Origin of the sequence: Massilia sp. GER05 (assembly GCF_052056005.1) — a bacterium.
Classification (GTDB): domain Bacteria; phylum Pseudomonadota; class Gammaproteobacteria; order Burkholderiales; family Burkholderiaceae_D; genus Telluria; species Telluria orientalis.
This window is the reverse complement of the sequence record NZ_CP178858.1, coordinates 1,426,184-1,452,791: the sequence shown is the minus strand read 5'-3', so window position 1 is coordinate 1,452,791 and position 26,608 is coordinate 1,426,184. Positions and strand designations below refer to the sequence as shown.

General features: G+C 64.1%; 21 protein-coding genes. 7 read left to right on the top strand and 14 right to left on the bottom strand.

Translation table 11 applies throughout. The features are described 5' to 3' along the window. Window positions 1–146: 146 nt before the first annotated feature. On the top strand, window positions 147–1,418 hold the full coding sequence (locus tag ACL58G_RS06435) for a dicarboxylate/amino acid:cation symporter (RefSeq protein ID WP_056329705.1): 1,272 nt from the start codon (window positions 147–149) through the stop codon (window positions 1,416–1,418). A gap of 74 nt (window positions 1,419–1,492) precedes the next feature. Further along, window positions 1,493–2,569, top strand: a complete 1,077-nt coding sequence (locus ACL58G_RS06430; protein ID WP_440965812.1) for a type II asparaginase — start codon at window positions 1,493–1,495, stop codon at window positions 2,567–2,569. Window positions 2,570–2,698: 129 nt separating this feature from the next. Here ACL58G_RS06430 and ACL58G_RS06425 read toward each other — a convergent pair whose 3' ends face one another. Further along, window positions 2,699–3,571 (bottom strand): Kdo hydroxylase family protein, encoded by an 873-nt coding sequence (locus ACL58G_RS06425; RefSeq protein WP_413381391.1) that lies wholly within the window; start codon window positions 3,569–3,571, stop codon window positions 2,699–2,701. A 12-nt stretch (window positions 3,572–3,583) separates the two neighbouring features. Continuing rightward, a complete protein-coding gene (locus ACL58G_RS06420; RefSeq protein ID WP_440965809.1) occupies window positions 3,584–5,431 on the bottom strand; it encodes an ABCB family ABC transporter ATP-binding protein/permease in 1,848 nt (615 codons plus the stop codon). 61 nt (window positions 5,432–5,492) lie between these two features. On the opposite strand from ACL58G_RS06420, the gene ACL58G_RS06415 reads away from it, so the two are divergent. Together ACL58G_RS06415 and ACL58G_RS06410 are read left to right on the top strand one after the other, a co-directional pair. Beyond that, window positions 5,493–5,927 carry an acyl-CoA thioesterase gene (locus ACL58G_RS06415; protein ID WP_413338854.1) on the top strand — a complete coding sequence of 145 codons (435 nt, stop codon included), beginning with the start codon at window positions 5,493–5,495 and terminating at the stop codon, window positions 5,925–5,927. 10 nt (window positions 5,928–5,937) lie between these two features. Beyond that, window positions 5,938–7,515: an alkaline phosphatase D family protein gene (locus ACL58G_RS06410; RefSeq protein ID WP_440965807.1), complete on the top strand. Its 1,578-nt coding sequence runs from the start codon at window positions 5,938–5,940 to the stop codon at window positions 7,513–7,515. Between the two features lie 156 nt (window positions 7,516–7,671). On the opposite strand, the gene ACL58G_RS06405 is transcribed toward ACL58G_RS06410, so the two are convergent. From ACL58G_RS06405 to ACL58G_RS06390, 4 genes are all read right to left on the bottom strand, one after another. Beyond that, the gene (locus ACL58G_RS06405) at window positions 7,672–9,351 is read right to left on the bottom strand and encodes a long-chain-fatty-acid--CoA ligase (RefSeq protein WP_440965805.1); all 1,680 of its coding nucleotides are present in this window, start codon (window positions 9,349–9,351) and stop codon (window positions 7,672–7,674) included. Window positions 9,352–9,530: 179 nt separating this feature from the next. Beyond that, window positions 9,531–11,213 (bottom strand): long-chain-fatty-acid--CoA ligase, encoded by a 1,683-nt coding sequence (locus ACL58G_RS06400; RefSeq protein WP_440965803.1) that lies wholly within the window; start codon window positions 11,211–11,213, stop codon window positions 9,531–9,533. Between the two features lie 164 nt (window positions 11,214–11,377). Continuing rightward, window positions 11,378–12,493 carry an aminopeptidase gene (locus ACL58G_RS06395; protein WP_440965801.1) on the bottom strand — a complete coding sequence of 372 codons (1,116 nt, stop codon included), beginning with the start codon at window positions 12,491–12,493 and terminating at the stop codon, window positions 11,378–11,380. Window positions 12,494–12,502: 9 nt separating this feature from the next. Continuing rightward, window positions 12,503–14,584, bottom strand: a complete 2,082-nt coding sequence (locus tag ACL58G_RS06390; RefSeq protein WP_440965800.1) for a molybdopterin-containing oxidoreductase family protein — start codon at window positions 14,582–14,584, stop codon at window positions 12,503–12,505. Window positions 14,585–14,722: 138 nt separating this feature from the next. Here ACL58G_RS06390 and ACL58G_RS06385 point away from each other — a divergent pair, with 138 nt between their 5' ends. Then, entirely contained in the window at window positions 14,723–15,937 is a 1,215-nt protein-coding gene (locus ACL58G_RS06385) for a M20 aminoacylase family protein (protein ID WP_413381378.1), read from the top strand. Here the strand turns inward: ACL58G_RS06385 and ACL58G_RS06380 are convergent. The 6 genes from ACL58G_RS06380 to ACL58G_RS06355 all read right to left on the bottom strand — a co-directional run bounded on the left by ACL58G_RS06380 (window position 15,903) and on the right by ACL58G_RS06355 (window position 20,564). Then, window positions 15,903–16,667 carry an ABC transporter ATP-binding protein gene (locus ACL58G_RS06380; RefSeq protein ID WP_440965798.1) on the bottom strand — a complete coding sequence of 255 codons (765 nt, stop codon included), beginning with the start codon at window positions 16,665–16,667 and terminating at the stop codon, window positions 15,903–15,905. The genes ACL58G_RS06385 and ACL58G_RS06380 overlap by 35 nt on opposite strands. Continuing rightward, window positions 16,657–17,436, bottom strand: a complete 780-nt coding sequence (locus ACL58G_RS06375; RefSeq protein ID WP_371771382.1) for an ABC transporter permease — start codon at window positions 17,434–17,436, stop codon at window positions 16,657–16,659. The genes ACL58G_RS06380 and ACL58G_RS06375 overlap by 11 nt, the downstream gene beginning before the upstream one ends. Window positions 17,437–17,453: 17 nt before the next feature. Next, window positions 17,454–17,879 (bottom strand): cupredoxin domain-containing protein, encoded by a 426-nt coding sequence (locus ACL58G_RS06370; RefSeq protein ID WP_413381373.1) that lies wholly within the window; start codon window positions 17,877–17,879, stop codon window positions 17,454–17,456. Next, window positions 17,876–18,439, bottom strand: a complete 564-nt coding sequence (locus ACL58G_RS06365; protein ID WP_440965795.1) for an SCO family protein — start codon at window positions 18,437–18,439, stop codon at window positions 17,876–17,878. The genes ACL58G_RS06370 and ACL58G_RS06365 overlap by 4 nt, the downstream gene beginning before the upstream one ends. Beyond that, window positions 18,436–19,485 carry an ABC transporter substrate-binding protein gene (locus tag ACL58G_RS06360; RefSeq protein ID WP_413381369.1) on the bottom strand — a complete coding sequence of 350 codons (1,050 nt, stop codon included), beginning with the start codon at window positions 19,483–19,485 and terminating at the stop codon, window positions 18,436–18,438. Before ACL58G_RS06360 ends, ACL58G_RS06365 begins: the two co-directional genes overlap by 4 nt. Window positions 19,486–19,664: 179 nt before the next feature. Next, window positions 19,665–20,564: an NAD(P)-dependent oxidoreductase gene (locus ACL58G_RS06355; protein WP_413381367.1), complete on the bottom strand. Its 900-nt coding sequence runs from the start codon at window positions 20,562–20,564 to the stop codon at window positions 19,665–19,667. 151 nt (window positions 20,565–20,715) lie between these two features. On the opposite strand from ACL58G_RS06355, the gene ACL58G_RS06350 reads away from it, so the two are divergent. After that, the gene (locus tag ACL58G_RS06350) at window positions 20,716–21,255 is read left to right on the top strand and encodes an acyloxyacyl hydrolase (protein WP_229412198.1); all 540 of its coding nucleotides are present in this window, start codon (window positions 20,716–20,718) and stop codon (window positions 21,253–21,255) included. 13 nt (window positions 21,256–21,268) lie between these two features. Here the strand turns inward: ACL58G_RS06350 and ACL58G_RS06345 are convergent, their stop codons facing one another. Then, window positions 21,269–22,480, bottom strand: coding sequence for an IS4 family transposase (locus ACL58G_RS06345; RefSeq protein ID WP_440965792.1), 1,212 nt, complete (start codon window positions 22,478–22,480; stop codon window positions 21,269–21,271). Between the two features lie 221 nt (window positions 22,481–22,701). Between ACL58G_RS06345 and ACL58G_RS06340 the strand changes: the two genes are divergently transcribed. Further along, entirely contained in the window at window positions 22,702–24,147 is a 1,446-nt protein-coding gene (locus ACL58G_RS06340; protein WP_413343631.1) for a DHA2 family efflux MFS transporter permease subunit, read from the top strand. A gap of 6 nt (window positions 24,148–24,153) precedes the next feature. Here ACL58G_RS06340 and ACL58G_RS06335 read toward each other — a convergent pair whose 3' ends face one another. Then, window positions 24,154–26,538 (bottom strand): penicillin acylase family protein, encoded by a 2,385-nt coding sequence (locus ACL58G_RS06335; protein ID WP_440965790.1) that lies wholly within the window; start codon window positions 26,536–26,538, stop codon window positions 24,154–24,156. Between the last annotated feature and the right edge of the window lie 70 nt (window positions 26,539–26,608).

Here is a 26,608-nt window from a genome sequence, read left to right as displayed (position 1 = left end):
CAACGCCTAGGATACTGCCGGGACTTGTCAATATCGCAGCACCAGGCACCCGGCAACTCCCTGATCTTGCACGAGATTGTGCCACGGCAGCGGAACAGGACGGACGATCTCCCCTGCTCCGCCATCCGCCACCCTAGAGGAAGCTTATGAACAAAAGAAACCGCCTCACCACCTGGATCCTCGTGGGCCTGGCGCTCGGCATCGCCGCCGGCTACATCGCGCACACGAATCTCGCCGATCCCAAAGGCTTCGCCGACACGATGTCGCTGGTCACCACGCTGTTCCTCCGCCTGATCAAGATGATCATCGCACCGCTCGTGTTCTCCACGCTGGTGGTGGGCATCGCCAAGATGGGCGACGCCGCGGAAGTCGGCCGCATCGGCATCAAGGCGCTGGGCTGGTTCATCATCGCTTCCCTCCTGTCGCTCACGCTGGGTCTCATCCTCGTGAACCTGTTCCGCCCGGGCGACGCGATGGCGTTGTCCGGCACCCTGCCGGCGGCCGGCGCCTCGTCGGGCATCACCGCTTCCGGCCTCACGCTGAAGGACTTCATCACCCACCTCGTGCCGACGTCGATCTTCGACGGCATGGCCAGGAACGAGATCCTGCAGATCGTGATCTTCTCGATCTTCTTCGGCACCGGCGCCGCCGCCATCGGCGATCGCGCCGCGCCGATGATCGCCGCCATCGACGGCGCCGCGCACGTGATGCTGAAAGTGACGGGCTATGTGATGAACTTCGCGCCGTTCGCCGTGTTCGCGGCCGTCGCCGGCGTCGTCGCCACGAGCGGTGTCGGCGTGCTCGGCACCTACGGCAAGTTCATGGGCGAGTTCTACCTCGGCATCGCGCTGCTGTGGTGCATCCTGATCGCGATCGGCATGCTGTTCGTCGGCCCGCGCCTGTTCAAGCTCCTCGGCCTGCTGCGCGAGCCGACCATCCTCGCGTTCACCTGCGCGTCGTCGGAAGCGGCGTATCCGAAGACGCTGGAAGGCCTGGAGCGCTTCGGCGTCAAGAACCGCCTGGCCGCGTTCGTGCTGCCGATCGGTTACTCGTTCAACCTGGACGGCTCGATGATGTATTGCACCTTCGCCTCCGTCTTCATCGCCCAGGCCTACGGCATCGAGCTGGCGCTGTCCACGCAGATGACCATGATGCTCGTGCTGATGCTGACGTCGAAAGGCATGGCCGGCGTGCCGCGCGCGTCGCTCGTCGTCATCGCCGCCACGCTGAACCAGTTTCATATTCCCGAAGCCGGCCTGCTGCTGCTGCTCGGTATCGACCACTTCCTCGACATGGGCCGCTCGGCCACGAACGTGATCGGCAACGGCATCGCCACCGCGGTCGTCGCGAAGTGGGAGGGGGATCTCACCGATCCCGCGCTCGCCGACAAGGACATCGCCACAGCGCCGTTGCGCTGACCGGCACCCCGAACCAGGCTCCTCCCAAGGAGCCTTTTTTTTGCCTTCCAAAAATTGTTAAAAAAGGAGATCTGATGTTCTTAAAAATTGTACGCACGTGGTTCGCACTGTGCCTCATGACGCTGCTGGCCGCATCCGCCCAAGCCCAGACGGCGGCCCGCCTGCCCAACATCGTGATCCTCGCGACCGGCGGCACCATCGCCGGCACGGGTGCCACCAGCACGACGACGGTCGGCTACACGGCCGCCAAGGTCGGCGTCGATGACCTGATCAAGGCCGTCCCGGAACTGAAGCAGGTCGCCAACGTGACCGGCGAACAGGTGTTCCAGATCGCCAGCGAAAACATGAGCAACGAGCACTGGCTCACGCTGGCGAAGCGCGTCAACACGCTGCTGGCCAAGCCGGACGTGGACGGCATCGTCATCACGCACGGCACCGACACGATCGAGGAAACCGCCTACTTCCTCGACCTCGTCGTCAAGAGCAGGAAGCCGGTCGTGGTGGTGGGCGCGATGCGTCCGTCGACCGCGATCTCGGCCGACGGCCCGATCAACCTGTACAACGCCGTACTGACGGCCGGCAGCCCGGACGCCGTCGGCAAGGGCGTGCTCGTCGTGCTGAACGACCAGATCAACGCCGCGCGCGACGTCAGCAAGACCAACACGACGACCACCGACACGTTCAAGGCGACGGAACTGGGTCTGCTGGGCTACGTGGTGGGCAACAAGGCGCACTTCTACCGCGCCTCGACCCGCAAGCACACGGTCGACACGGAATTCGACGTGAGCAACCTGTCGGCCCTGCCGCAGGTCGACATTGCCTACACCTACGCGAACGTGGGCCCGACCGCCGTCAACGCGCTGGTCGCCGCCGGTGCCAAGGGCCTGATCCACGCGGGTGTCGGTGACGGCAGCCTGCCGAACAAGGTGCGCCCGGCGCTGTCGGCCGCACGCGAAAAAGGCGTGATCATCGTGCGCGCGAGCCGCGTGGGCCAGGGCATCGTGGCGCGCAATGGCGAAGCGAATGACGACCAGCTGGACTTCGTCGTGGCCGATACCTTGAATCCGCAGAAGGCGCGCATCCTGCTGATGCTGGCGCTCACGAAGACCAACAGCACCAAGGAGATTCAGCGGATGTTCTACACGTATTGAGTTGGTGGCTTCCGCGTGGGCTCGGGGAGCCCACCCTACGATGTACGCATTACCGTAGGGTGGGCACCCCGTGCCCACGACAACGCATGCATCATCGAAAACGGCCGCGATTGCGGCCGTTTTTCATCGTCAAACCAGTGCGTGTCCCTGCATCCTGGTCAGGATCGCCAGCGGACTCGCCTCCTTGTCGTACTGGTGCATGGGCGACAGCTGCAGCGTGTGCTCCATCATGTACTGCCCCGCCATCACGGCGTGCGAGGTCTGGTCCGAGAAGCACACCCACGCGCAGCCCGGCGGGAAGTTGAAGGTGACCTGCGGCGCGTTCTTCTGGTAATCGAGGTCCGACTTCATCGCGTCGTGCAGCTGCAGCATGATGTGGTCGTATTCGCTGCGCAGCGACTTCGTCACGTGCAGCGCATTCAGCACCTTCGCCTGCCATGCCGAATACGGCTTCACCTTCGGCAGGAAGCGGCGCGCCACGTCCTCGAACGGTTCGCCCACGCGCCACACGCGCGGTTCGCCTTCCAGGTTCACGTTGGTGAATACGCGCAGCAGGCGCTCGCCGTAGTTCGGGCGCGACGGGAAGGCGTCGACGTGCATGCGGCGGTCGTCGGCGCGCCACGATTGCACGCGGTTCTGCACGACGGACGGCCGGAAGCTCGTCGCGCCGCGACGCAGGTACTCGCCGTAGCGCGGCACCAGGTTCGCGAGCAGGCCCTCGGCCTCGGCGCGGAAGCGGCCGATCATCCCGGCCATCAGCGCCTTCGTCGCATCGTCGCCGACGACGCCTTTCAGGTCGCCGCTCGTGGACAGGCTGATGTTGCGGATCTTGGGGTCGCGGATGTCTTCGCGGAACAGCGCCAGCTCTTCCTTCTGCGGCGCGAAGCCGTGCTGCGCGAAGTTGGGGAAGTACAGCACCTTGCCCGCTTCCAGCGCGGCGATCCAGGCCGGGTTGCCGTGGCCGACGTCGGCCATGTCGATCTCGACGATCTGTTTTTCCATCCTGTTCAATCCTTAATCTTGTACCACTTCGACCGGCGGTGACGCCAGGTCCTCGTCCTGCCTTGCCTGCTGGCGGTCCCACATCTGCCGGTACAGGCCGTCCGCCGCGATCAGCGCGGCATGCGTGCCCCGTTCGACGATGCGGCCGTGGTCGAGCACGAGGATCTGGTGGGCGTCCGCGATGGTCGACAGGCGGTGCGCGATGACGAGCGTCGTTCTCTGCTTCGCGATTTCCTTCAGCTGCGCCTGGATCGCCTGCTCCGACTTCGAATCGAGCGCCGACGTGGCTTCGTCGAAGATCAGGATCGCGGGATTCTTCAGCAGGGTGCGCGCGATGGCGACCCGCTGCTTCTCGCCGCCCGACAGTTTGAGGCCGCGTTCACCCACCATTGTCGCATAGCCGTCCGGCAGGGTTTCGATGAAGTCGTGGATCGACGCCGCGCGCGCCGCCGCCACGATGTCCGCGCGGCTCGCGCCCGGACGGCCGTAGGCGATGTTGTATTCGATGGTGTCGTTGAACAGCACCGTGTCCTGCGGGACGATGCCGATCGCGTAGCGCAGCGAATCCTGCGTCACGTTGCGCACGTCCTGGTCGTCGATGCGTATGGCCCCTTGCTGCACGTCGTAGAAGCGGAACAGCAGGCGGGACAGCGTCGACTTGCCCGAGCCGCTGTGGCCCACCACGGCCGTCGTGGTGCCGGGCGGGATCGTGAAGTCGACGTCGAACAGGATCTGGCGGTTCGGGTCATAGCTGAATTCCACATGCGAGAATTCCACTCTTGCCCCGTGCGTCGCGAGCGGCCTGGCGTCCGGTGAATCCGCCACTTCGCGGTTCTGCTCGAGGAGTCCGAACAGCCGCTCCATGTCCGCGAGGCTCTGCTTGATCTCGCGGTAGATCACGCCGAGGAAGTTGAGCGGGATGTACAGCTGGATCATGAACGAGTTCACGAGCACGAGGTCGCCCAGGGTCATCGTCTTGTCGATCACGCCCTGCGTCGCGCGCCACAGGATCGCCGTGACGGCCGCCGCGATGATCAGCGACTGGCCCGTGTTCAGGAACGACAGCGACGTCTGCGAACGCACGGCGGCCTGCTCGTACTTCTGCAGGCCTTCGTCGTAGCGCCTGGCCTCGTAGTCCTCGTTGCCGAAGTATTTGACCGTCTCGTAGTTGATCAGCGAGTCGATCGCCTTCGTGTTCGCCTTCGAATCCAGCTCGTTCATCGTGCGGCGGAAGTGCGTGCGCCATTCCGTCACGGTGACGGTGAACGTGATGTAGGTGACCAGCGCGATCGCGGTGATGCCCGCGAACCAGGCGTCGTAGTGCGTGCCGAGGTAACCCAGCACCAGCGTGATCTCGACGAGCGTCGGCAGGATCGAGAACAGCGAGTACGACACGAGCGAGCTGACGCCGCGCGTGCCGCGCTCGATGTCGCGCGTCATGCCGCCCGTCTGGCGGTTCAGGTGGAAGCGCAGCGACAGCGCGTGCAAGTGCCGGAACACTTTCAGCGCGATCGTGCGCACGGCGCGCTGCGTCACGCGCGCGAATAAAAATTCGCGCAGCTCGGTGAACAGCGTCGTCGAAAAGCGCAGCGCGCCGTACGCGACCAGCGCGCCGAGCGGCAGCACGAGCAGGGCGTGCGGATCCGTCGGGCTGATCGTCAGCGCATCGATGAGCTTTTTCAGCACGAGCGGCACGCCGACGTTCGCCATCTTGGCGCCGACGAGGCAGATCAGTGCGGCCAGCACGCGCCATTTATAGACCCACAAATAGGGCAGTAAGGTGGCGATGGTGGCCCAGTCGTTCCGTTTGGCGTTCGGGTCGGCGGCGGGCGGCAGGGAGTTCGGAGAGGAGCGTCGCATGGCAGGGCTCGAGGTTTTATGGTTCAATCGAGAGGATTGTAGCCTTTACCGAGAATTCAAGATGACCCAGCCAGTAAACACCACCCCGTCCATCACCCGCCTGCCTGAAGGAAAGATGCCCGTGCTGCGGATGATGCCCGCCCCGTCCGATGCGAACGTCTACGGGGACGTGTTCGGCGGCTGGATCATGGCGCAGGTCGACGTGGCCGGCTCGCTGCCGGCCGTGCGCCGCGCAAACGGCCGCGTTGCCACCATCGCCGTGAATTCCTTCGTGTTCAAGAATCCCGTGTTCGTCGGCGACCTGCTGTCGTTCTACGCCGACATCGTCAAGGTCGGCAATACGTCGATCACCGTCTACGTCGAGGTCTATGCGGAGCGCAACCGCCTGCAGACGGACGTCGTCAAGGTGACGGAAGCAACGCTGACCTATGTCGCCACGGGCCCGGACCGCAAGCCGCGCCAGTTGCCGCCGCTCGAATCGCTGATCGCGCAGTAATCGCCTCCCGATGACCTGGCCGCGCCGTCTGTTCCTGCTGAACGCCGCGCGGCTCGCGGCGGCATCGTCGTCGCTGCTGCTCGCCAAACCGTCGAACGCGGCCGGCTATCCGTTCAGCCTTGGCGTCGCGTCGGGCTCGCCCCTGCCCGATTCCGTGATCCTGTGGACGCGCGTCGCGCCCGATCCGCTCGACGCGACCAGGACGCCGCCGCTCGCCCTCGCCTTGCGCTGGGAAGTGGCGCACGACGGCGCGTTCCGCAAGATCGCCGCGCAGGGCACCGCCGTCGCGACGCCGGAGCTGGCGCACAGCGTGCGCGTGGACGTGCGCGGCCTGGAACCGGGGCGCTGGTACTGGTACCGCTTCATGCTGGGCGACGCCGTCAGCCCCGTCGGCCGCACGCGCACGGCGCCGGCGCCGGACAGCATGCCGGACAGCCTGAAACTCGCCGTCGCGTCGTGCCAGCACTGGGAATTCGGCAGCTATGCGGCGCACCGCTACCTCGCGCAGGCGAACCCGGACCTCGTCGCCTTCCTCGGCGATTACATCTACGAATGGGGCGCGTACCGCCTGCAGCATCCGGCGCCGGGCGTGCGGATCGTGCGCCAGGACGAGTCGTTCACGCTGGCCGACTACCGCCGCCGCTACGCGCAATACAAGACCGACCCGGACCTGCAGGCCGCGCACCTGATCGCGCCGTGGATCGTCACGTGGGACGACCACGAAGTCGCGAACGACTACGCGGCGGACCGCGACGAGCGCCTGTCGCCGACCTTCGTGCAACGGCGCGCGGCCGCCTACCAGGCCTTTTACGAGCACATGCCGCTGCGCCTGCCGCCGCCACGCAGCTTCGCGAGCGTGCGCATGTTCCAGCGCTACGACTGGGGGCGCCTCGCGCGCTTCCACGTGCTCGACGACCGCCAGTACCGCGCGTGGGAAGCGTGCTCGCATCCGGGCATCGGCGGCTCGAATTCCGTGACGCCGCGCGCCTGCCCCGCCCTGCTCGACCCGCGCCGCACGATGCTGGGGGCGGAGCAGGAAGCGTGGCTGAAGGCGGGGCTGGCGTCGTCGAAGGCGCGCTGGAACGCCCTCGCGCAGCAGACGATGATGGCGCAGTCGTCGCAGATCCCGGTGGGAAGTGTCGACGGCGGCCGCTTCTGGACGGACGGGTGGGACGGCTACCCGGTCGCGCGCCGGCGCCTCCTCGACACGCTCGTGGACACGCGCGCCGCGAACCCGCTCGTGCTGGGCGGCGACGTGCACACGTTCTACGCGACGGAGCTGCGGCGCGATTTCAACCGGCCCGTATCGAAAGCAAACCCGGTCGTGGCGACGGAATTCGTCGGCACGTCGGTCACGTCGAATTCGCGCCCGCAGCTGCGCACGTCGCAATACGTGGCGATGAACCCGCACGTCCGGTACGGGCGCAGCGACAAGCGGGGGTACATGCTCATGGAGATCACCCCCGGCGAGACGCGCACGCATTTCATCGGGCTGGACGAGGTGCGCGATCCGAAGACCGTCCAGCGGGAGCTGGCGGCCTTTCGGGTCGAGGATGGGAAGCCTGGGGTGGAGATCACGGCGGTCTAGAACGTGTTTCTTGCCGCTGCATTAAAAACCGTCATTCCCGCGCAGGCGGGAATCCAAGCTGAGGCGCCGGCGTCGCAACGTTAGAAATGCTGCGGCGCTTCAGGTATCGCGATTACTGATGCTCAGCATGGGTCCCCGCCTCCGCGGGGACGACGGTTAGGCAGTCTGCTTTTCATCCCGCAGCTCGCGCCGCAGGATCTTGCCGACGTTCGTCTTGGGCAGGCTGTCGCGGAACTCGACGTATTTCGGCCGCTTGTAGCCCGTCAGCTGTTCCTTGCAGAAGGCCAGCAGGTCGTCCTTGGTCAGCGTCTTGTCCTTCTTGACGACGTACAGCTTGACGGCCTCGCCGGAATGCTGGTCCGGCACGCCCACGCACGCCACTTCCAGCACGCCCGGGTGCGCGGCGACGACGTCTTCCACTTCGTTCGGGTACACGTTGAAGCCGGAAACGAGGATCATGTCCTTCTTGCGGTCGACGATCTTCACGGCGCCGCTGGCGTTCATCACCCCGATGTCGCCGGTCTTGAAGAACCCGTCGCGCGTCATGACCTTCGCCGTCTCGTCCGGACGCTGCCAGTACCCGGCCATCACCTGCGGGCCGCGCACGGCGATCTCGCCGGCCGTGCCGAACGGGACTTCGTTGTCGGATTCGTCGATGATGCGCAGCTCCGTCGAGGGCAGCGCAAAGCCGATGGTGCCCGTGAATTCGGTGATGTCGCAGCGGTTGGCGGCAACCACCGGCGACGTCTCCGACAGGCCGTAGCCTTCGACGATCGGCGCGCCCGTCACCGCGAGCCATTTGTCGGCCACGGCCTTCTGCACGGCCATGCCGCCGCCCGGGCAGACCTTCAGGCCCGAGAAATCCAGGCTCGCGAACTCCGGATGGTTCAGCAGGCCGTTGTACAGCGTGTTCACGGCCGGGAAGACGTGCATGCGGTATTTCTTGAGCTCCTTGATGAAGCCGCCGATGTCGCGCGGGTTCGGGATCAGGAGGTTCGTGCCGCCCGCGCGCAGGCCCATCAGGGCGCACACGGTCAGCGCATAGATGTGGTACAGCGGCAGCGCGCACACGAAGATCGGCGTCTCGCCGGCCGGGATCTTGGCCAGCGTCGGCGCGAACCAGGCTTCGTTCTGCAGCACGTTGGCGATCACATTCTTATGCTTCAGCACCGCGCCCTTCGACACGCCCGTCGTGCCGCCCGTGTACTGCAGGAAGGCGACGTCTTCATGGCCGCACTCGACCGGCTTGCGGGACAGGCGCGCGCCTTCGGCCAGCATGCGCTTGAACGGCACGGCGGACGGCAGCGACCACGCCGGCACCATCTTCTTGACGGTGCGGACGACGAAGTTGACGAGCAGGCCCTTCACGCCGAGCAGGTCGCCCATGGTGGCGACGATGACGTGCCTGAGCTTCGTGTTGTGCGCGACTTCGGCGACGGTGTGCGCGAAGTTCTCCAGCACGACGATGGCTTCCGCGCCCGAATCGTTCAGCTGGTGCTGCAATTCGCGCGCCGTGTACAGCGGGTTGACGTTGACGATGGTGTAGCCGGCGCGCAGGATGGCGGCCATCGCCACCGGATACTGCAGCACGTTCGGCAGCATGATCGCCACGCGCGCGCCCGGCGCCAGGCCCTTCTGCTGCAGCCACGCGGCCATCGCGCCGGACAGCTTGTCCAGCTCCGCGAACGACATGGACTTGCCCATGCACGCAAAGGCGTTGCGGTTGGCGTACTTGCGGAAGGAATCCTCCAGCAGGTGCGTGAGGGAGCGGTACTGCGTCCAGTCGATTTCCGCAGGCACGCCCGCCTCGTACGACTTCAGCCAGAATTTGTCCATGTCATTGCCTCGCTAGTTCTCAATCATATAAATCGTATGCGCAAAAAAAGCCGCCGAACGGCGGCCCGTCGCCGCTGCGAAGGCAGGGGCCCAATTTCTGCTCGCGTCATCGCGTTGCATGCAAAATTGGATCCCCGCCTCCGCGGGGATGACGTCTCATGCGCTTGTCGTCACATCCGTTACGCCGCCTGCTTTTCCTCGCGCAGCGCGCGGCGCAGGATCTTGCCGACGTTCGTCTTTGGCAGCTCGGTGCGGAATTCGATGTACTTGGGCTTCTTGTAGCCGGTGAGCTCGCGCCTGCAGTAGTCCATCAGCTGCTCGGCCGTCAGGCTCGCATCCTTGCGCACGACGAACACCTTCACGGCCTCGCCGGAATGCTCGTCCGGCACGCCGACCACCGCGCATTCCAGCACGCCCGGATGCGCCGCGATCACCGCTTCCAGTTCGTTCGGATACACGTTGAAGCCCGACACGAGGATCATGTCCTTCTTGCGGTCGACGATCTTCACGTAGCCGTTGTCGTCCATGATGCCGACGTCGCCCGACTTGAAGAAGCCGTCCGCCGTCATGACCTTCGCCGTCTCGTCCGGACGGTTCCAGTAACCGGCCATCACCTGCGGACCGCGGATCGCGATCTCGCCGATGCTGCCCACCGGCAGCGGGCGGCCGTCGTCGTCGACGATGGCGATGTCCGTCGACGGCACCGGCAGGCCGATCGTGCCGGTGAAGCCGGGCACGTCGCAGCGGTTGCACGTGGCCACGGGCGACGTCTCCGACAGGCCGTAGCCTTCGATGATGTTGGTGCCCGTGAGCGACTTCCACTTGTCGTTGACAGCCTGCTGCACGGCCATGCCGCCGCCGTTGGAGACCTTCAGCGCGCTGAAATCGACGTCCTTGAAATCGGGGTGGTTCACCAGCGCGTTGTACAAGGTGTTCACTGCGGGCAGCATGTTGATGCGGTACTTCTTGAGCTCCTTGATGAACCCCGGGATGTCGCGCGGGTTCGGGATCAGGATGTTCAGCGCGCCCACGCGCATGCCCCACAGCGCGCACGCCGTCAGCGCGAAGATGTGGTACAGCGGCAGCGCGCACACGATGGTGGGGAATTCGACGAGCGGCGGCTGGCTCATCGCCGGCTTCGACCACGCCTCCGTCTGCAGGATGTTGGCGATGACGTTGCGGTGCGTGAGCGTCGCGCCCTTCGACACGCCCGTCGTGCCGCCCGTGTACTGTAAAAAGGCGACGTCGCCGCTCTTCAGCTGCGCCGCCTGGAACGGCATCTTCGCGCCCTGCGCCAGCGCGTCCTTGAAGCGCACCATGTGCGGGATCGTAAAGTCCGGCACCATCTTCTTGATGTTGCGGACGACGAAGTTGACGAGCATGCCCTTGGCACCGCCCAGCAGCTCGCCCATGCTGGCCACGACGACGTGGCGCACCAGCGTTTTACTCAGTACCTGCTCGACCGTGTGCGCGAAGTTCTCGAGCACGATGATGGCTTCGCTGCCCGAATCCTTCAGCTGGTGTTCCAGCTCGCGCGGCGTGTACAGCGGATTGACGTTGACGACCGTATAGCCCGCGCGCAGGATCGCGGCCAGCGCCACCGGGTATTGCAGCACGTTCGGCATCATGACCGCCACGCGCGCGCCCGGCTTCATGCCGCGGCTCTGCAGCCAGGCCGCCAGGCGCTTCGACATGTTGTCCAGTTCCCCGTAGGTGAGGAACTTGTCCATGCAGACGTACGCGTTGTTCGCCGCATACTTGCGGAACGATTCCTCCAGCATTTGCACCAGCGAACCATACTGGTCGGGATCGATTTCCGCCGGCACGCCGGGCGGGTAAGCCTTGAGCCAAATCTTGTCCATCGGTGCCTCTGTCTCCAGTATCGTTATCGTTCTGAGCGCGGCCCAAAAAAAAATCGCACGGTCGTGCTGATATTATCAAACAAGATGCTATCGGGCAGCGCCCGCGGACGCAAGCACTTTTGCGCTTTTCGAACAACGACTCTATCGACGTTTGACGTAAATGGCTACGGTCGCGTTTCGCTGCGCTGCACCATCAACGGTGCCGTCACGAGCGGCGGCACCAGGGCGTTCAGCACGCGGTGGCGGTCGGAACGGTCCATGTCGGCCAGTTTTTTGACGGCGTTATAGAATTTCGGGAAGCTGCCCTCGCATTGCAATAGCGCGCGGAACGCCGGCACGAAATCCTCGTAGGTCGCGATCGATGCCAGGTGGGCGTTCGACAACGGCTGCTCGAAGAACCGATCATACCCTGCATACCCGCCCCAATTGCCCTTCAGGACCTGGTATTCGTCCTTCAACTCCTGGAACAAACGCGCCTTGACGGCCCGCTTCTGCGCATCGCTGCGGTCGACGAGCGCGTAATTCTGCTCGAGCGCCTTGCGGTACTTCATCAGCAAACCGAGGAAATCCTTCTTGCGGCTCCAGTAGCGCGCATAGGCGTCGCGCATCTGCTGGTTGCCGAAGCGCTCCATCCAGCGCTCGACGCCGACCTCTTCCACCGTCGACGCGAACGCTTCGTTGAATTGCGAATCGCCCTGCACGTACACGATCTGGTGCGCCAGCTCGTGGAAAATCATGCGCGCCAGTTCGCCGTCCGGGTAATTGATGAACGTGGAGATCAGCGGATCACTGAACCAGCCCAAGGTCGAATACGCGGCCACGCCGCCGACCTCGACGTCGTCACCGGCGTCGCGCAATTCCTTCGCGTACGACTCGGCCGCTTCCTTGTTGTAATAGCCGCGGTAGTTCACGCACCCGGCGACGGGGAAGCACCATTGCAGGGGCCGCAGCGACAGCTCGGGCGTCGCGACGACGTTCCACAACACGTATTGCCGCTTCAGCGCCGCGTAGTTTTTATAACTGTTGTTGTCGGGTAAAGCCATTTCGGCAACTGCGAAGCGGCGGATCTGGCGCGCCGTCTCGAGGCGATGGCGCAGTTTGGTACTGGTGCCGGGGTCGGCGATCCAGTCATCGATCGGACGGGCGTCCGACAGGAGTTCAAGCTGCCCTTGGGCGGCCTGGGTGTAGTAATTCAGCGTCGAGCAGCTGGCCAGCAGCCCCGCTGCCGTGCCTGCGATCAGCACGGGGCGGAGCCACGGGGTAATCCGTGTGAGTTTCATATTTCCAGATCATGGTGCGGCCTTTTCAACCTGCACCAGCGTGTCGTAAAAGGTGGGCGCCCGGCCCATGTCGGTCAGGCGCTGACTGGTGACTTCGTTGGCGTTCTTGCCGTCGCTGGCGAGCTTCTTCCACCAGATCGACAGGCCGACGACGAGGCCGGCCCGCGCTTTGGCGGTGACCCGGGCGCGCGCGACGAACGCGCCCCGGTCGTTGAAGATGCGTACCATCTCCTTGTCGACGATGCCCCGGGAGGCGGCATCAAGGGGATGGATGTCCAGGTGCGGTTCACCTTCCGTTGCGCGGAGGCTCTGGACATTGACAAAGGTTGAGTTGAGGAAGTTCCGGGCCGGCGGAGAAATCATCGCCAACGGATATTTCTCAGCCAGTTCGGGGTTGGAGGCGACCGATTCGTAGTTCGGGATATGGGTCGGCAGCGGGTCGAGGCCATCGGCCAGCATCGAGCTCGAATAAAACTCGCACTTGCCGGACGGCGTCGGAAAGCCGCCTTCGGCGAACGGCGCGGCCGGCATGTTCAGCTTTTGCCAGCCCGTGCGCTTCAGCGACGACCAGTCGAAGTGCACGGCGCGTTCGTGTTTCCTGTCGAACGCTTGCGCGGCCAGTTCGTCGTCCGTCTCGTCGAAGATCGGGTCGTTCATGCCCATGCGCTTCGCGATCAGGCGGAAGATTTCCGTGTTCGGCTTCGATTCGCCCAATGGCGCAATCGCCGCATTATTCGCCATCATGTACAAATGGCCATACGCGAGGTGCGCGTCGACGTGTTCCAGCTGCGTGGTGGCCGGCAGCAGGATGTCCGCGTAGTCGGCGGTGTCGGTCTGGAAGTGTTCCAGCACCACCGTAAAGAGATCTTCGCGCTCGAAGCCGCGCTGCACCTGCGCCGAATCCGGCGCGATCGCGAGCGGGTTCGAGTTGTACACGATGACCGCTTCGATCTTCGGGCCGAAATCCGGCGACGCGTCGCGCTGCAGGTCGGCGCCGATCGTGTTCATGTTAATCGTGCGCGGAAGCTTGCCGCGCAACAGGTCCGGGCGTTGCAGGACGGTTTTATTGGCCGGGAACGTGCCCGACGTCGACAACTGCACGCCGCCCGCCGCGTGGCGCCACGCGCCCACGAGCGCCGGCAGGCACGCGATATTGCGCACGGCCATGCCGCCGCCATGCACGCGCTGCAGGCCGTAGTTCATGCGGATCGCGACCGGTTCGCCCGCGCGCGCCGTGCGGCCGTACTCGCGCGCGAGGTCGACGACTTCTTCCACCGTGATGCCGCAGGTTGCAGCCGTGCGCTCCGGCGTCCATTCGGCCACCCGGTCCTTCAGTTGCGCGAAGCCGAACGTGTGCTTCTCGATGTAGTCGTGGTCGAGCAGGTTGTCCTTCACCAGCACGTGCATCATGCCCAGCGCCAGCGCGGCGTCCGTGCCGGGCATCAGCGCGATGTGCTGGTGGCATTTCTCGACGGTCAGCGAGCGATACGGATCGATGGCGATCAGCTTCGCGCCGCGGCGCTTGGCTTCCTGCAAACGCGTCCACAAATGCAGGTTCGACGCGATGGGATTGCCGCCCCAGATCAAGACCAGCTTCGCATCCTGGAACTGTTCGGTATCCGTGCCGATCGAACCACCGATCGTGTATTTGTAGCCCGTGGCACCGGCGTTCGCGCACACGGTGCGGTCGAGCAGGGAAGCACCGAGCGTGTTGAAGAAACGCATGGCCATCGCCTCGCCCTGCACGAGGCCCATCGTGCCGCAATAGCTGTACGGCAGGATCGCCTGCGGGTCGCGCGCGGCAATGGGTTGCAGGCGGTTCGCGATCTCGTCGAGCGCCTGTTCCCACGTGATGCGTTCGAACCTGCCTTCGCCCTTTTTACCCACGCGGCGCATCGGGTACAGCAGGCGGTCGGGGTGGTACGTGCGTTCGACGTAGCGCGAGACCTTCGTGCACAGCACCCCGGCCGTCGTCGGATGATCCGGATCGCCCTTGACCTCCGTGGCCACGCCGTCCTCCACGGTCACGAGCAACGCGCAGGTATCGGGGCAGTCATGCGGACAGGCGCCGCGGACGATGGTCTTGGTCATGGATTCATCCGGAAAAACGTCGATAAACCAGTACTTTATACGATTCCGGTGGCAGCCGTCGGGGCTCTGGCCTTCCACATGATGGAAGGGCTACAATAGTTCAAAACATGCATGCCTATCAGGCATGAGGAGAAATCAATGAGACTGGTAGAACCCATACTCGCTTACCAATCCGAGCTCGAAACGATCCGGCGCGACATCCACGCCCATCCCGAACTCTGCTACGAAGAACAACGCACGGCCGACGTGGTGGCCGCGCGTCTCACCGAATGGGGCATCCCCGTCGTCCGCGGGCTGGGCGTGACGGGTGTCGTCGGCATCATCAAGAACGGCACCTCGGACCACGCCATCGGCCTGCGTGCCGACATGGACGCCCTGCCGATGCAGGAACTCAACACATTTGATCACGCGTCGCGCCACGCCGGCAAGATGCATGCTTGTGGTCATGACGGGCACACAACGATGCTGTTGGGTGCAGCCCACTATCTGTCGCAGAACCGCAACTTCGACGGCACCGTCTACCTGATCTTCCAACCGGCCGAAGAAGGCGGCGCCGGCGCGCGCCGCATGATGGACGATGGTTTGTTCGAACGTTTTCCGATGGACGCCGTGTACGGCATGCACAACTGGCCGGGCATCAAGGCGGGCAGCTTCGGCGTCGTCGCGGGGCCGATGATGGCATCCAGTAACGAGTTCCGCGTCGTCGTCAAGGGCAAGGGCGCGCACGCCGCGCAGCCGCACCGCGGCATCGATCCCGTGATGGCCGCCGTGCAGATCGCGCAAGCGTGGCAAACGATCATCTCGCGCGAAAAGAACCCGCTCGATACGGCTGTCCTTTCGATCACGCAGATCCACGCCGGCAGCGCCACCAACGTCATCCCGGACGAAGCCGTCATGATCGGCACCGTGCGCACGTTCTCCACCAGCGTGCTGGACCTGATCGAGCGGCGCATGAACGAGATCGCGAACGGCCTGGCCGCCGGTTTCGGCGCAACCATCGATTTCTCGTTCAAGCGCAACTACCCGCCGCTGATCAACCATCCGGAACAGACGGCGTTCGCCATCGAAGCGATGCGCGCCGTGGTGGGTGCGGACAACGTGGACACGAACGTCGAGCCGACGATGGGCGCCGAGGACTTCGCGTTCATGTTGCAGGAAAAGCCGGGCTGCTATGTCTTCATCGGCAACGGCGACGGCGATCATCGAAGCCACGGGCACGGCCTCGGGCCGTGCCAGCTGCACAACGGCAGCTACGACTTCAACGACCACCTGCTGCCGATCGGCGCGAGCTTCTGGGCGCGATTGGTCGAGATGAGCCTTACAGCCCCAGCTCCTTCAACACGGCCTCTTTGAGATCCTGCGCCTCGGGGCTGGACATCTTGCGCGGATGCGGGATGTTCACCTCGAACGTGGCCTGGATCGTCGTCGGCCGCGGCGACAGCACGACGATGCGGTCGGCCAGGTGCACGGCTTCCTCGACGTCGTGCGTGATCAGGAGCACCGTGTGGCGCTCCTCTTCCAGGATACGCAGCAGCTCCATGCGCATCTTCAGATTCATGAGCGCGTCCAGCGCGGAGAACGGCTCGTCCATGTAGAGGATCTCGGGTTTCATGACGAGCGCCCGCGCGATCTCCACGCGCTTCAGCATGCCGCCCGACAGCTCGTGCGAATAGCTTTTTTCGAAACCTTTCAATCCCACCATCGCCGTGTAGTGGTCGGCGAGTTCTGCCTTCTCGGCCTCGCTGATGCCGTCCAGGCCGAACATCAGGTTCTGCTGCACCGTCAGCCACGGGAACACGGAGCCGTGCTGGGAAATGAGGATGCCCTTCGGGCTCGGACCGTGGCGCACCTGGCCGTCGATCAGGACGCGGCCTTCGTCCGGCTGATCGAAGCCGCACAGCATCTTCATCAACGTGGATTTGCCGCAGCCGGACGGCCCGACGATGGCGACGAATTCGCCGTCGCGGATCGTGAGGCTGATCCCGCCGACGACCGGCAGCGTGCCCTTGCGCGTCTCGAAGCTTCGACGGATGTCGTCGACGACGATCTTGTCCGCGACCTTGTAGTTCACCTTAGCGTCCATAGCGCCACCTTACCGATTTGAGACGTTCCAGGAGACGGGTGATCCCGTCCAGCATGAGGCCGATGATGCCGATGATGATCATGGCGGCGATCACGAGGTCGTAGCGGTTGCCCGCGTTGCGCGAATCCATGATCAGGTAGCCGAGGCCCGAGCGCAGCGCGATCATTTCCGCCGCCACGACGACCAGCCACGCGACACCGAGCGTGATACGCATGCCCACGATGATCTCGGGCAGCACGGCGGGAATGATCACCTGGCGATACAGCTTGGCGCGCGAGACGCCGAAGTTTTCCGCCGCGCGCAGGTAGCGCCGCTCGATCGTGTGCACGCCGGCCGCGGTCTGCACGATCATCGGGAACACGGACGCGATGAAGATCAGGAAAATCGGCGACGCGTTACCCACGCCGAACCACAGGATCGCGAGCGGGATCCACGCGATCGGAGAGATCGGACGCAGTAGCTGGAACAGCGGATTCAGCGTGACCCACGCGCCCTCCATGCGGCCGATCCAGAGGCCCAGCGGAATGGCGACGGCGATCGCCAGCAGGAAGCCGGTACCGACGCGCATCAGCGAGGAACCGATGTGGTCCCACAGCGTACCGTCCTGCACGAGTTCCCACGTGCCCGTGACGACCTGCCCCGGCGTCGGGAAGATCGCGCTCCTGGTCTGGACGACGACGATCCACCAGACCGCGATCAATAACGCCAGCACGACCGCCGGCGCGATGATCCGCGCCCGCTTCTGTGCAAAAAAACTCTTCTTTTTCACAGCTTCTTGTCTCCCCATCATGGTTGCAACCAATGTAGTGCCGTCCGCGCGCGCCACGCGAGCCGGCGCCAACCCGCATCGGGCGCCGGCTCGACGACGATGCGCATCTGGCCGCTCGCGTGCGCCGTGCATTCGAACTGCACGTCCCCCGCGACGCCGAACGGCATCCTGAAACTCTGCCCCGGCATGATCAGCACGGGCCCGAACGTTTGCGGCACGTTGTCGAGATTCTTCAGCACGAGGATGTCCTTCACGCCCAGCGTGAGCCGGATCGACGTCGGCAGGATCTCGACCTTGTCGCCCGCCGCGCGCCGCGCGTACGTCCCGGCGGGAATCTCGAACAGCTGCTCGCGCGAGCCGGCGGGAATCGGCGCGAACATGGCCCACAGGGCAGCGACGGCCAGCGCCACGGCCGCCAGGACCAGGATGCGGGAACGTGTCATTGATTCAGCAGGACGCGCACGTCGTGCACGACGTCATCCACCGCGCGGCCATACGGACTCAGTGCGCGCAACTTGCCGGACCGGTCGATCAGGTAGACGAACGACGAATGATTGAAACCGTAATTTGCGCCGCTGCCCGTCCTCGTGGACGTGACGCCGTATTCCTTGCGCACCTCGGCCAGTTGCGCGGCGGGGCCGGTCGCGCCCACGAACGTCGGATCGAACGCCGTCAGATAGGCGCGCATGCGCTCTGCCGTGTCGCGCTCCGGATCGACGGTCACGTACACGACCTGGAAATCCTTGCCCTGCGCGCCGAGCTTCGTTTTCACGGCCGCGAGTTCGGCGAGCGTCGTCGGGCAGACGGCCGGGCAGGACGTGAAGCCGAAGCCCAGCGCCACGACCTTGCCGCGGTAATCGGACAGTTTCAGCGGCTTGCCGGTCGAACCCTGCAGCGTGAAATCCGGCGCCATGCGGGGCGGCGAGAATTCCCCGGATTTCAATGCATCCGCGCTCGCGGCCAACGGCAAGGCAAACAGCAGTGCTGCGGCGAGGCGTTTCATAGCGTGATCGTGACGGGGCGGACGGCCTTGAAGAAGCTTTCGTCCACGTACTGGTTGAACTGGATGGGTTTCTTCAGCGTGCCCGCGTCCAGCGACATCTGCATCAATTCGTCGAATTCCTTCGGGATGATGCGCAGGTCGCCATACGTGACACGGTCGCTCGGATTCGTCATCACGAATTTCAGGATCTTCGGATCCTGATTGAAGTATTTCCTGGTCGCGGCGATGGCGATGGCGCGGTCGCGGTGGACCGGATCCGCATCCATCCAGCTGCCGGCCGCCTGGACGTAGTTGACGAGGTCCTGCACGGCGGCGCGGTTGTTCGCGATCAGGTCTTCGCGCACGGTGAGCACGCAGCAGATGTAATTCGGCCATTCGTCGCGCGTCATGCGCAGCGGCGTCGCGTAACCGGCCATCTGCGCGGAGGCGCCGAACGGCTCGCCCGTGCAATAGGCATCGATGGCTTTCGCATACAGCGCGGCCGGCATGTCCGGCGGGGGCATCTCGACCAGTTCGACGTCCTTGATGTTCATGCCCTCTTCCGCCAGCATCTTGCGCAGGAAGAGCAGGTCGACGGCGAAACGGCTCGGAATGGCGACGCGCTTGCCCTGCAGGTCGCGGAATTTCTTGTAGCCGGCATCCGTGCGCACCATGATGACGGCGCCCGAGCGGTGGCCCAGCGACACGACCTTGACGGGGATATTGCTGGACACGAGGTCCATGACCATCGGCGCCAGCACATAGGCGGCCTGGATGCGGCCCGACATCAGCGATTCCTTCAGCTCGGGGAAGCCGCTGTATTTGCTGTACTCGAAGCCGAGCGGGTTCGCCGGCTTGGTTGCGGCATTCTTCGCGGCGATCTCGGCCTCTTTGGCCGCACACGCGACGGGCAGGGTCAGGTTACACGTCACCGGCAAACCGCCGACGACCAGTGATGCGCTTTTCTTCTCCGAAGAACACGCCGCCAAAGCGGACGGCAACGCCATTGCCGACGCCAGTTTCAACAACTGCCGCCGCGTGCGGAAGCCGTTTCCCAGATTATCCATGCTGCCCCTGTATTGGGTTCGTTATGTGCGGCAAGGGTAGAGAAGTTTTCGGCCCGGGGCAACATACTGTTGCGGCGGGCCATCTACTCCATTGTCTCCGTGATATTACGTAACGATGTAATACCTCTGGGAATTATACGAGGTTGTATTGATAGCGCAAACAGGTAGCGAATAAATACTTATGGCATACGGTCCGGCGCGGAGCCCAGCCGCTTGCCTGGATTCATCCGCTCCAGCGCGATGAGGCCGGCCGCATGGTCGGCGGACGGGATGTCGCCCGCGATGCTCTCGAACTGCCGCGTCACGAGTTCCGTCACGGGCAGCGTGACGCCGGCGCCGCTGGCTGCCGCGAGGATGTTGCGCTGATCCTTCAATTGCGTCTTGACCTGGCCGCCCGGCATGAAGTTCCGCTCCAGCATGCGCTGGCCATGCACTTCCAGCACGCGGCTGCCGGCAAAGCCGCCGCGGATCGCCTCGCGCACGGCAGCCGGATCGGCCCCGGCCGCTTCCGCCAGCAACAGCGCTTCCGCCACAACATTGATCGTCGCACCGACGATCAACTGGTTGCACAGCTTGGCCACCTGGCCGCTGCCGACGGGCCCGACGGCTTTCGGCGAACCCATCACGCGCAGCACGGGCTCGGCCTGGGCGTAGTCGGCCGCATCGGCGCCGGCCATGATCGCGAGCTGCCCCGCTTCCGCGCCGCCCACACCGCCGGACACGGGCGCATCGACGAAGCGGCAGCCGGCCTGGCGCAGGCGGCCGGCAAAATTCACGGCTTCGTCCTGGCGCGTGGAGCTCATGTCGATCCACAACGTGTTGTGCGCGAGTGCCGGCAGGGCATCGTCGATGACCTGGCCGACGACCGGGCCCGCTTCCAGGATCGAGATCACGATGTCGGCACCGCGCACGGCATCCATCAGGTCGGCATGCGGTTCGGCCCCGGTGTCGCGCAGTGCCTCGGCCTTGGCGGCCGTACGGTTCCACACGCGCAGGGGATAGCCGGCCTGGGCCAGCCGGGTCGCCATCGGCTTGCCCATCAGGCCGATGCCGAGAAATGCCACAGTCGGTAACGTCATTGCTTCCTCTCGATGATTCATTGTCCGCATTTTAACAATTGATAGGTCGACTACGTCCTTTCAACGACCTCGCTACAATAGCGGTTTGGCCGTGACCATTTTGCTTGCACGGCTCTCATTCACAGCAAAGGCAATGTTCTCCATGAAAAAAATGATGCGTTCCCTGGCGGCCGTGGCCGCGTTGTCGGCCGCGACGGCGGCCCATGCCGCCGACGGTTATTTCGATTCCTCGTCGGTGGAAGTCGGCGGCGGCGAACACGTGCAGGTCGTCCGTCTCGCGGTCCAGAAAGACTGGAACAAATCCTGGCTGCCGACCAGCGGCTACCACCTGAACGGCTATTGGGACGCGAACGTCGCCTACTGGCGCGCCAACCAGTGGCTCGACCAGCAGGGCAACACGAAGGACCTCGCCGTCGTCGGCATCACGCCGGTGTTCCGCTGGGAAGCCGACAACAAGCTGGGCTTCTACGCCGACGCCGGCATCGGCGCCGCGGTCTTCTCGAGCGTCTACCGCAACACGCACCGCCAGCTGTCGACCGCGTTCGAATTCGCCGACCACGTGGGCGTGGGCTATGTCTTCGCCAACAAATGGGAACTGGGCGCGCGCCTGCAGCACTACTCGAACGGCGGCATCAAGAAACCGAACGGCGGCGTGAACCTGCTGCTGCTGAAGGCGGCGTACCACTATTAAGATCAAACCGGGGTCAGAGCCTGACCCTTCCCCTCAAATTTTCACTACCTGCACCAGATTGATCAGTGTAAGTCGGGCGAGCTGGAAGGCTTGGCGATCCAACGGAGGTCGTACGCAATCGGCCAAATAATGACGTGCCAGGGTTAGTATTGAGAGCGTGGGCCCCGACTTCTTCGTGTTGCCGTAATTGATGTGGTAGCCAGCGCTTGCCGCCGCCAAGCCGATCAGCCAGAGGGCATAGCTGATCAATGCTCCGAGCACCAAGAGTACTTCCAGACGTTGGGGCGCGCGCGTTCTGACTCTCTGATAATGCCGTTCCCCATTGAGCATTTTTTAAATCCCGGAAGGTCTGCTCGATCTGCATCCGGCCAGCGTAGATCTCCACTACCTGTTTCGCACTCAATGCTTCCAGGTCCGGGGAGACGGCGAGTAACCACGGTTCAACTTGAGCAGCCCTGTTTTTCTTGCTATTGGAGCTCGTCGTCTTCTTGCCGAAGCTGGTGCGATGATGGCGCCCTTGAGGTGCCTTTTTGTACAGCACCAGCTGACATGGCGTCGCGTTGGAGCGTGCGTACTCAAAACGGCCAAGACAGCGTGGCTTTGCTGTCGCTCCGGCATACCAGGTCTTGCAGCCGTCCCATTGTCCGGATCCTTCGGCACATACCATGTCACGATTCCGGATGCGCCCAACCCACGAAATGTGCATTCCCGTGGCCAGCTTGAACCACGTTGCCCGGAACCCGGCATCAGTGACCAGTATCGGCTGGCATTGATCGGGCAATAGCGAACATAACGTTTCGAGGAAGCGGCGGTGTACCTTCGAAGATCCCAGGTCGCATTCCGCATGCACCTCTTCGTAAAGAACCAAGGCACGTCCCTTGACGGTGACTGCGGCGCGCAAGAGATGCAAGCTTCCGTCAGGCACCAAATCGGACCAGTCGACACTAATGGCAATGTGCCGATGACCAGCCAGGACGGCTTCGTCCAGAGCACGAAAAATCGTTAGCCGCTCAGCCGGCAAATGACGATTACTCAGCAGACGATCACAGCACTTGATGCGATGACGAATGCTCGTCTTCGTGTCTAGACAGCGCCCCATCTTGACGACACCAAGCCCGCCGATTCTGCCGGCCTCTGCCACTTTCGCTATACAGCCGCGGCGCTTGGCATGGATCTCGGGACACTTCGTGTCCAATAGATTTTGTATGATGCGGTGTGCGTGCATGGTTGCTTCTCCTTCGCAGTTTGGACGCTACGAAAGAGAGGGCTAACACAGCCATGCATGCACCAGCTTTTTTCACCGGAAGCTAACAGCAACTCCGTCCACCTACAAGAAAAATATGTGGGGAAGGGTCAGGGTCAGAGCCCGAATTTAAGCAATTGCCCAAAATCGGGCTCTGACCCCGGTTGCGACCCGGTTATCGGATTTGTGTGAGAATTCATCCGATGACCGATACCGACACCATCAAACGCTATCTGCCGTGGCTGGTGGCGACCGCGCTGTTCATGGAGCAGCTCGACGCCACCATCGTCAACACCGCCGTCCCCAGCATCGCGGCCAGCCTGCAGGTCACGCCGCTCAGTCTCAAATCCGTCGTCACGAGTTACATCCTCAGCCTCGCCGTGGGCATTCCGGTGAGCGGGTGGATGGCCGACCGGTTCGGCACGCGCCGCGTGTTCTTCACGGCGATCGCGATCTTCACGGTGGCGTCCGTGCTGTGCGGCCTGTCGCTGAACGCCCCGATGATGGTCGCGGCCCGCCTGTTGCAGGGCCTCGGCGGCGCGATGATGATGCCGGTCGGGCGCCTGTCGATCATCCGCACGTTTCCCAAGAACGAGTTGCTGGGCGCGATGAACTTCGTGATCCTGCCGGCGCTGATCGGCCCGCTGCTGGGCCCGACCGTCGGCGGCCTGATCGTGCACTGGGTTTCCTGGCGCTTTATTTTCTTCGTCAATGTGCCCGTCGGCCTGCTCGCGCTCTACCTCGTCTGGCGCCACATGCCGGATTACCACGGCGCCGAGCCGCGTCCGCTGGACGTGATCGGACTGATCCTGTTCAGCTCCGGCACGGCGATCCTGTCCTGGCTGCTGGAAGTGTTCGGCGAGCACACGCTCGACCCCATGACGGCCGGCCTGATGCTGGCGCTATCGATCTCCCTGCTGGCCGCGTATGCCTGGCACGCGAACGAGGCCCAGTTCCCTCTGCTGCGCCTGGCCTTGTTCAAGGTGCGCACGTTCCGCATCTCGGTGCTGGGCGGCTTCATCACGCGCCTGGGCATCGGCGGCCTGCCCTTCCTGCTGCCGCTGCTGTACCAGCTGGGCCTCAAGCTCGCGCCGTGGCAGTCGGGCCTCTTGATGATGCCGACAGCCGCCGCCGCGATGGGCATGAAGCTCATCGCGCCGAAAGTCCTCGCCCGCTTCGGCTACCGTCAGGTGCTCATGTTCAACACGATCTGCATCGGCCTGACGATCGGCCTGTTCTCGCTCGTTGGGCCGTCCACGCCGTGGTACGCCATTGCGGGCATCGGCTTGCTGCAGGGCTTTTTCAACTCGCTGCAATTCTCGAGCATGAACACGCTCGCGTATGCCGACGTGGAATCGAAAGACTCCAGCATGGCCAGCACGATCGCCTCGTCGTTCCAACAGCTGTCGATGAGCTTCGGCCTCGCCGCCGGTTCGATCGTGACGGCGTGGTTCCTGGGCCGCGTGCCGCAGACGGACCAGGTGATGGTCACCAAGGCGCTGCACCACGCGTTCATCACGCTGGCCGTCATGACGATGCTGTCGTCCCTCGTCTTCGCGCGCCTGCGCCGCGGCGATGGCGCAAGCATCACGCAGGGCAAGACAGCGACGGCCGTGGCGCAGGATCCGGCGCCGCTGTCCCAAGCCTGACGCGGGTTACTCGGTCAGCGTTGTCGTCTTGCGGTTCGGATCCGCATTGATGCCGGCGTCCGTGAACGGCAGCGTCGGCCATTCCTTGCGCGAGTACAGCGCCAACTGGTCCGCATAGTACGGCGACTTCGGGTCCGTCGACTGGCCATAGACGAGCATCGCCTGGGCGACCGGGCCGGCATCGTCGAACGTCACCGTCTGCACATAGCTCGTGCCCCAATAGACGTTGTTGTAGCCGGTGGTCGTGAGGCCGGTGCTCATCCGCAGCGAGTTGTACGAACCGTCGACGTCGCCCACGCCGCCGTGCAAGGGCGTGCGCGCGCCGTTGCGCGTTTCGCCCTGGTAATCGCCCAGCTTCGCGTCGAGCGGGATGTTCAGCGATTGCAAGGTCTGCGCCGCCGTCTTCAGCGCGGCGAACATCGCGGGCAGCGCGGCGGGCGCGACACCATTGGGCGTGTGGACGGGGTCGGCCGGGTCGAGCGGCACCTTCCACTTGTTGGGGATCTGCGAGGCCGCAGTCCAGAATTCGCGGAACAGGACGGCCCCGCGGCTGTCGAGATTCGCGTGACGGTCCCACGCACCCAGCACCGTGCAGGCCTGGACGAGGGTCGCATCGTTCGTTGGGCAGGCCGCCAGCAGGTCCGGCAGCACGAGCTCGGCAGCGTAGATGCGGTCGGCGAACACGAGCGTCTGCAGGTCGGACAGCTGGAATTGATGTCCCTGTTGCGCCACCTCTTCGAACTGGATGAAGCCGATGCGCGTGCGCAGGCGCTGCTCGACACCCGTCTTGCCGTACAGCGGTGAATAGCCCAGCGGCGCCGGGCCCGTCAGCAGGGATCGGGCGTTGGTCAGCCAGTAGCTGTCGTTCGAATTGCCCACGTAGTCCGTGCGCAGCATCGATGGGGCATTGGCCGGCGAGAAAATGCCGGCAGGCGCATTGGCATCCTGGCCCCAGCCGCACGCACTGCGCGAACCGTCGAACAACACGAGGGCCGGCAGGAGCAGGCAATTGCCCACGAACTTGTCCGTCGTGACGCGCGGGACGACGCTTGCGTCCGCATACAACGCATTGCCGGCGCGGTCGGCCGCGACCGTGTTCACCCACGGCAGGCCGACAACGGAGTCCAGCGACGATTTGAGCGTCTGCACGCTCGTCGCGGTGCCGATGCCCAGCCATTGTTCGAGCATGCGGGTATTGCCGCGGTTCGGGTCCGCAAGGACATAGGCCGTCGTGCTGTTCCACGTCAGCCCCGCCTCCGGTTTCACGATGACGGCGCCCTGCTTGCTGAAGTAAAAGGTCTTGGTGCGCTTCACCGTCGCGCCGTCCGCCATCAGGATGTCGACGGATACTGTCTTCGACGTCATCTTGTTCTTTTCGCCGTCGATCAGATAGGTCGTGCCCGTCGAATCGCCCGCATCGAGTGCCAGTTTAAACGTCGTGAAGTGCGTGGCGGCCGTGACGGTGTGCGACCACGCGACATCCTTGTTGAACCCGATGACAACGACAGGCAAGCCACCCAGCACGACACCCATCGCGTCATAGCGCCCGGGCACGGTGAGATGGGCCTGGTAGAAGCGGTCGGTACTCGTCCAGGGGAAATGGGGATTGCCGAGCAGAAGGCCGCGGCCGGTCGCGGACAAATCCTTGCCGACGGCCAGCGCATTGCTGCCGAAGCCCTGGTGCACGACTTTGTCCAGGCGGGCGAGGAGGAAGGCGGGGTCGAGCTTGTTTTGTCGACGCGACCGGGATGCCACCGTCGCGTTCGTGTCACGCGCGCCCGCGACGACCTCCTTCGCGAACACTTCACCCGAGGCGTGCAGCGCTTTCTCGGCCAGGACCAGGTACATATCCTCGACCGTCATCGGCTTGACCCACTTCGCGTCCTTGCACGCGGCTGGATAATTACCGGCATTGTCCTTCAGGTAGCGGTTGTAGCCGGCGACATAGCCTTCGAGCAGATCACGCGGCTCCTTTGCGCCGGCGGTATAACCGGCGCGCAGCTGGTCGATGTCGAGATAGCCCTTGAAGAAGAAATCGCTGTCTTCGTTTTTCAGGTCCATGAATCCGCTGGCGGCGCCGTATTTATCGCCCTTGCGGGCCGTGGCACGCGCTTCGCCGCCGAAATACAGCGAACGCTCGCCACGTACGGTCAATAAGGAATCGGCAAACATGCACAGGTTGTCCTGCGCGTAGGCATACGCGAGGCCATAGCCCAGGCTACGGAAATCGGCCGCCTTGACGTGGACGATGCCGTGGGTCGTGCGGGTGATGTCGGCGCTGAACTGGGGCGGCGGTGCGGACGTGGAAGGCGAAATGTCGCTGTCGTGATGGCTGCAGGCGGTGAGAATGGCGCCCAGGGCGATCGCAGGAAAAACACGATGGAAGTGCATAGTGCTCCTTGAACGTAGAGAAAGCGAATCGGGCTATCGATGCTAGCGGTTTTCGCTTTTGCTACAACTG

Bases quoted from the DNA above. Each gene is read 5' to 3' on its own strand.
- ACL58G_RS06340 (WP_413343631.1), top strand. From the start codon at position 22,702: ATGACCGATACCGACACCATCAAACGCTATCTGCCGTGGCTGGTGGCG.
- ACL58G_RS06410 (WP_440965807.1), top strand. From the start codon at position 5,938: ATGACCTGGCCGCGCCGTCTGTTCCTGCTGAACGCCGCGCGGCTCGCG.
- ACL58G_RS06355 (WP_413381367.1), bottom strand. From the start codon at position 20,564: ATGACGTTACCGACTGTGGCATTTCTCGGCATCGGCCTGATGGGCAAG.
- ACL58G_RS06350 (WP_229412198.1), top strand. From the start codon at position 20,716: ATGATGCGTTCCCTGGCGGCCGTGGCCGCGTTGTCGGCCGCGACGGCG.
- ACL58G_RS06435 (WP_056329705.1), top strand. From the start codon at position 147: ATGAACAAAAGAAACCGCCTCACCACCTGGATCCTCGTGGGCCTGGCG.
- ACL58G_RS06415 (WP_413338854.1), top strand. From the start codon at position 5,493: ATGACCCAGCCAGTAAACACCACCCCGTCCATCACCCGCCTGCCTGAA.
- ACL58G_RS06405 (WP_440965805.1), bottom strand. From the start codon at position 9,351: ATGGACAAATTCTGGCTGAAGTCGTACGAGGCGGGCGTGCCTGCGGAA.
- ACL58G_RS06380 (WP_440965798.1), bottom strand. From the start codon at position 16,667: ATGGACGCTAAGGTGAACTACAAGGTCGCGGACAAGATCGTCGTCGAC.
- ACL58G_RS06360 (WP_413381369.1), bottom strand. From the start codon at position 19,485: ATGGATAATCTGGGAAACGGCTTCCGCACGCGGCGGCAGTTGTTGAAA.
- ACL58G_RS06430 (WP_440965812.1), top strand. From the start codon at position 1,493: ATGTTCTTAAAAATTGTACGCACGTGGTTCGCACTGTGCCTCATGACG.
- ACL58G_RS06395 (WP_440965801.1), bottom strand. From the start codon at position 12,493: ATGAAACTCACACGGATTACCCCGTGGCTCCGCCCCGTGCTGATCGCA.
- ACL58G_RS06420 (WP_440965809.1), bottom strand. From the start codon at position 5,431: ATGCGACGCTCCTCTCCGAACTCCCTGCCGCCCGCCGCCGACCCGAAC.
- ACL58G_RS06365 (WP_440965795.1), bottom strand. From the start codon at position 18,439: ATGAAACGCCTCGCCGCAGCACTGCTGTTTGCCTTGCCGTTGGCCGCG.
- ACL58G_RS06385 (WP_413381378.1), top strand. From the start codon at position 14,723: ATGAGACTGGTAGAACCCATACTCGCTTACCAATCCGAGCTCGAAACG.
- ACL58G_RS06390 (WP_440965800.1), bottom strand. From the start codon at position 14,584: ATGACCAAGACCATCGTCCGCGGCGCCTGTCCGCATGACTGCCCCGAT.
- ACL58G_RS06335 (WP_440965790.1), bottom strand. From the start codon at position 26,538: ATGCACTTCCATCGTGTTTTTCCTGCGATCGCCCTGGGCGCCATTCTC.
- ACL58G_RS06370 (WP_413381373.1), bottom strand. From the start codon at position 17,879: ATGACACGTTCCCGCATCCTGGTCCTGGCGGCCGTGGCGCTGGCCGTC.
- ACL58G_RS06425 (WP_413381391.1), bottom strand. From the start codon at position 3,571: ATGGAAAAACAGATCGTCGAGATCGACATGGCCGACGTCGGCCACGGC.
- ACL58G_RS06345 (WP_440965792.1), bottom strand. From the start codon at position 22,480: ATGCACGCACACCGCATCATACAAAATCTATTGGACACGAAGTGTCCC.
- ACL58G_RS06400 (WP_440965803.1), bottom strand. From the start codon at position 11,213: ATGGACAAGATTTGGCTCAAGGCTTACCCGCCCGGCGTGCCGGCGGAA.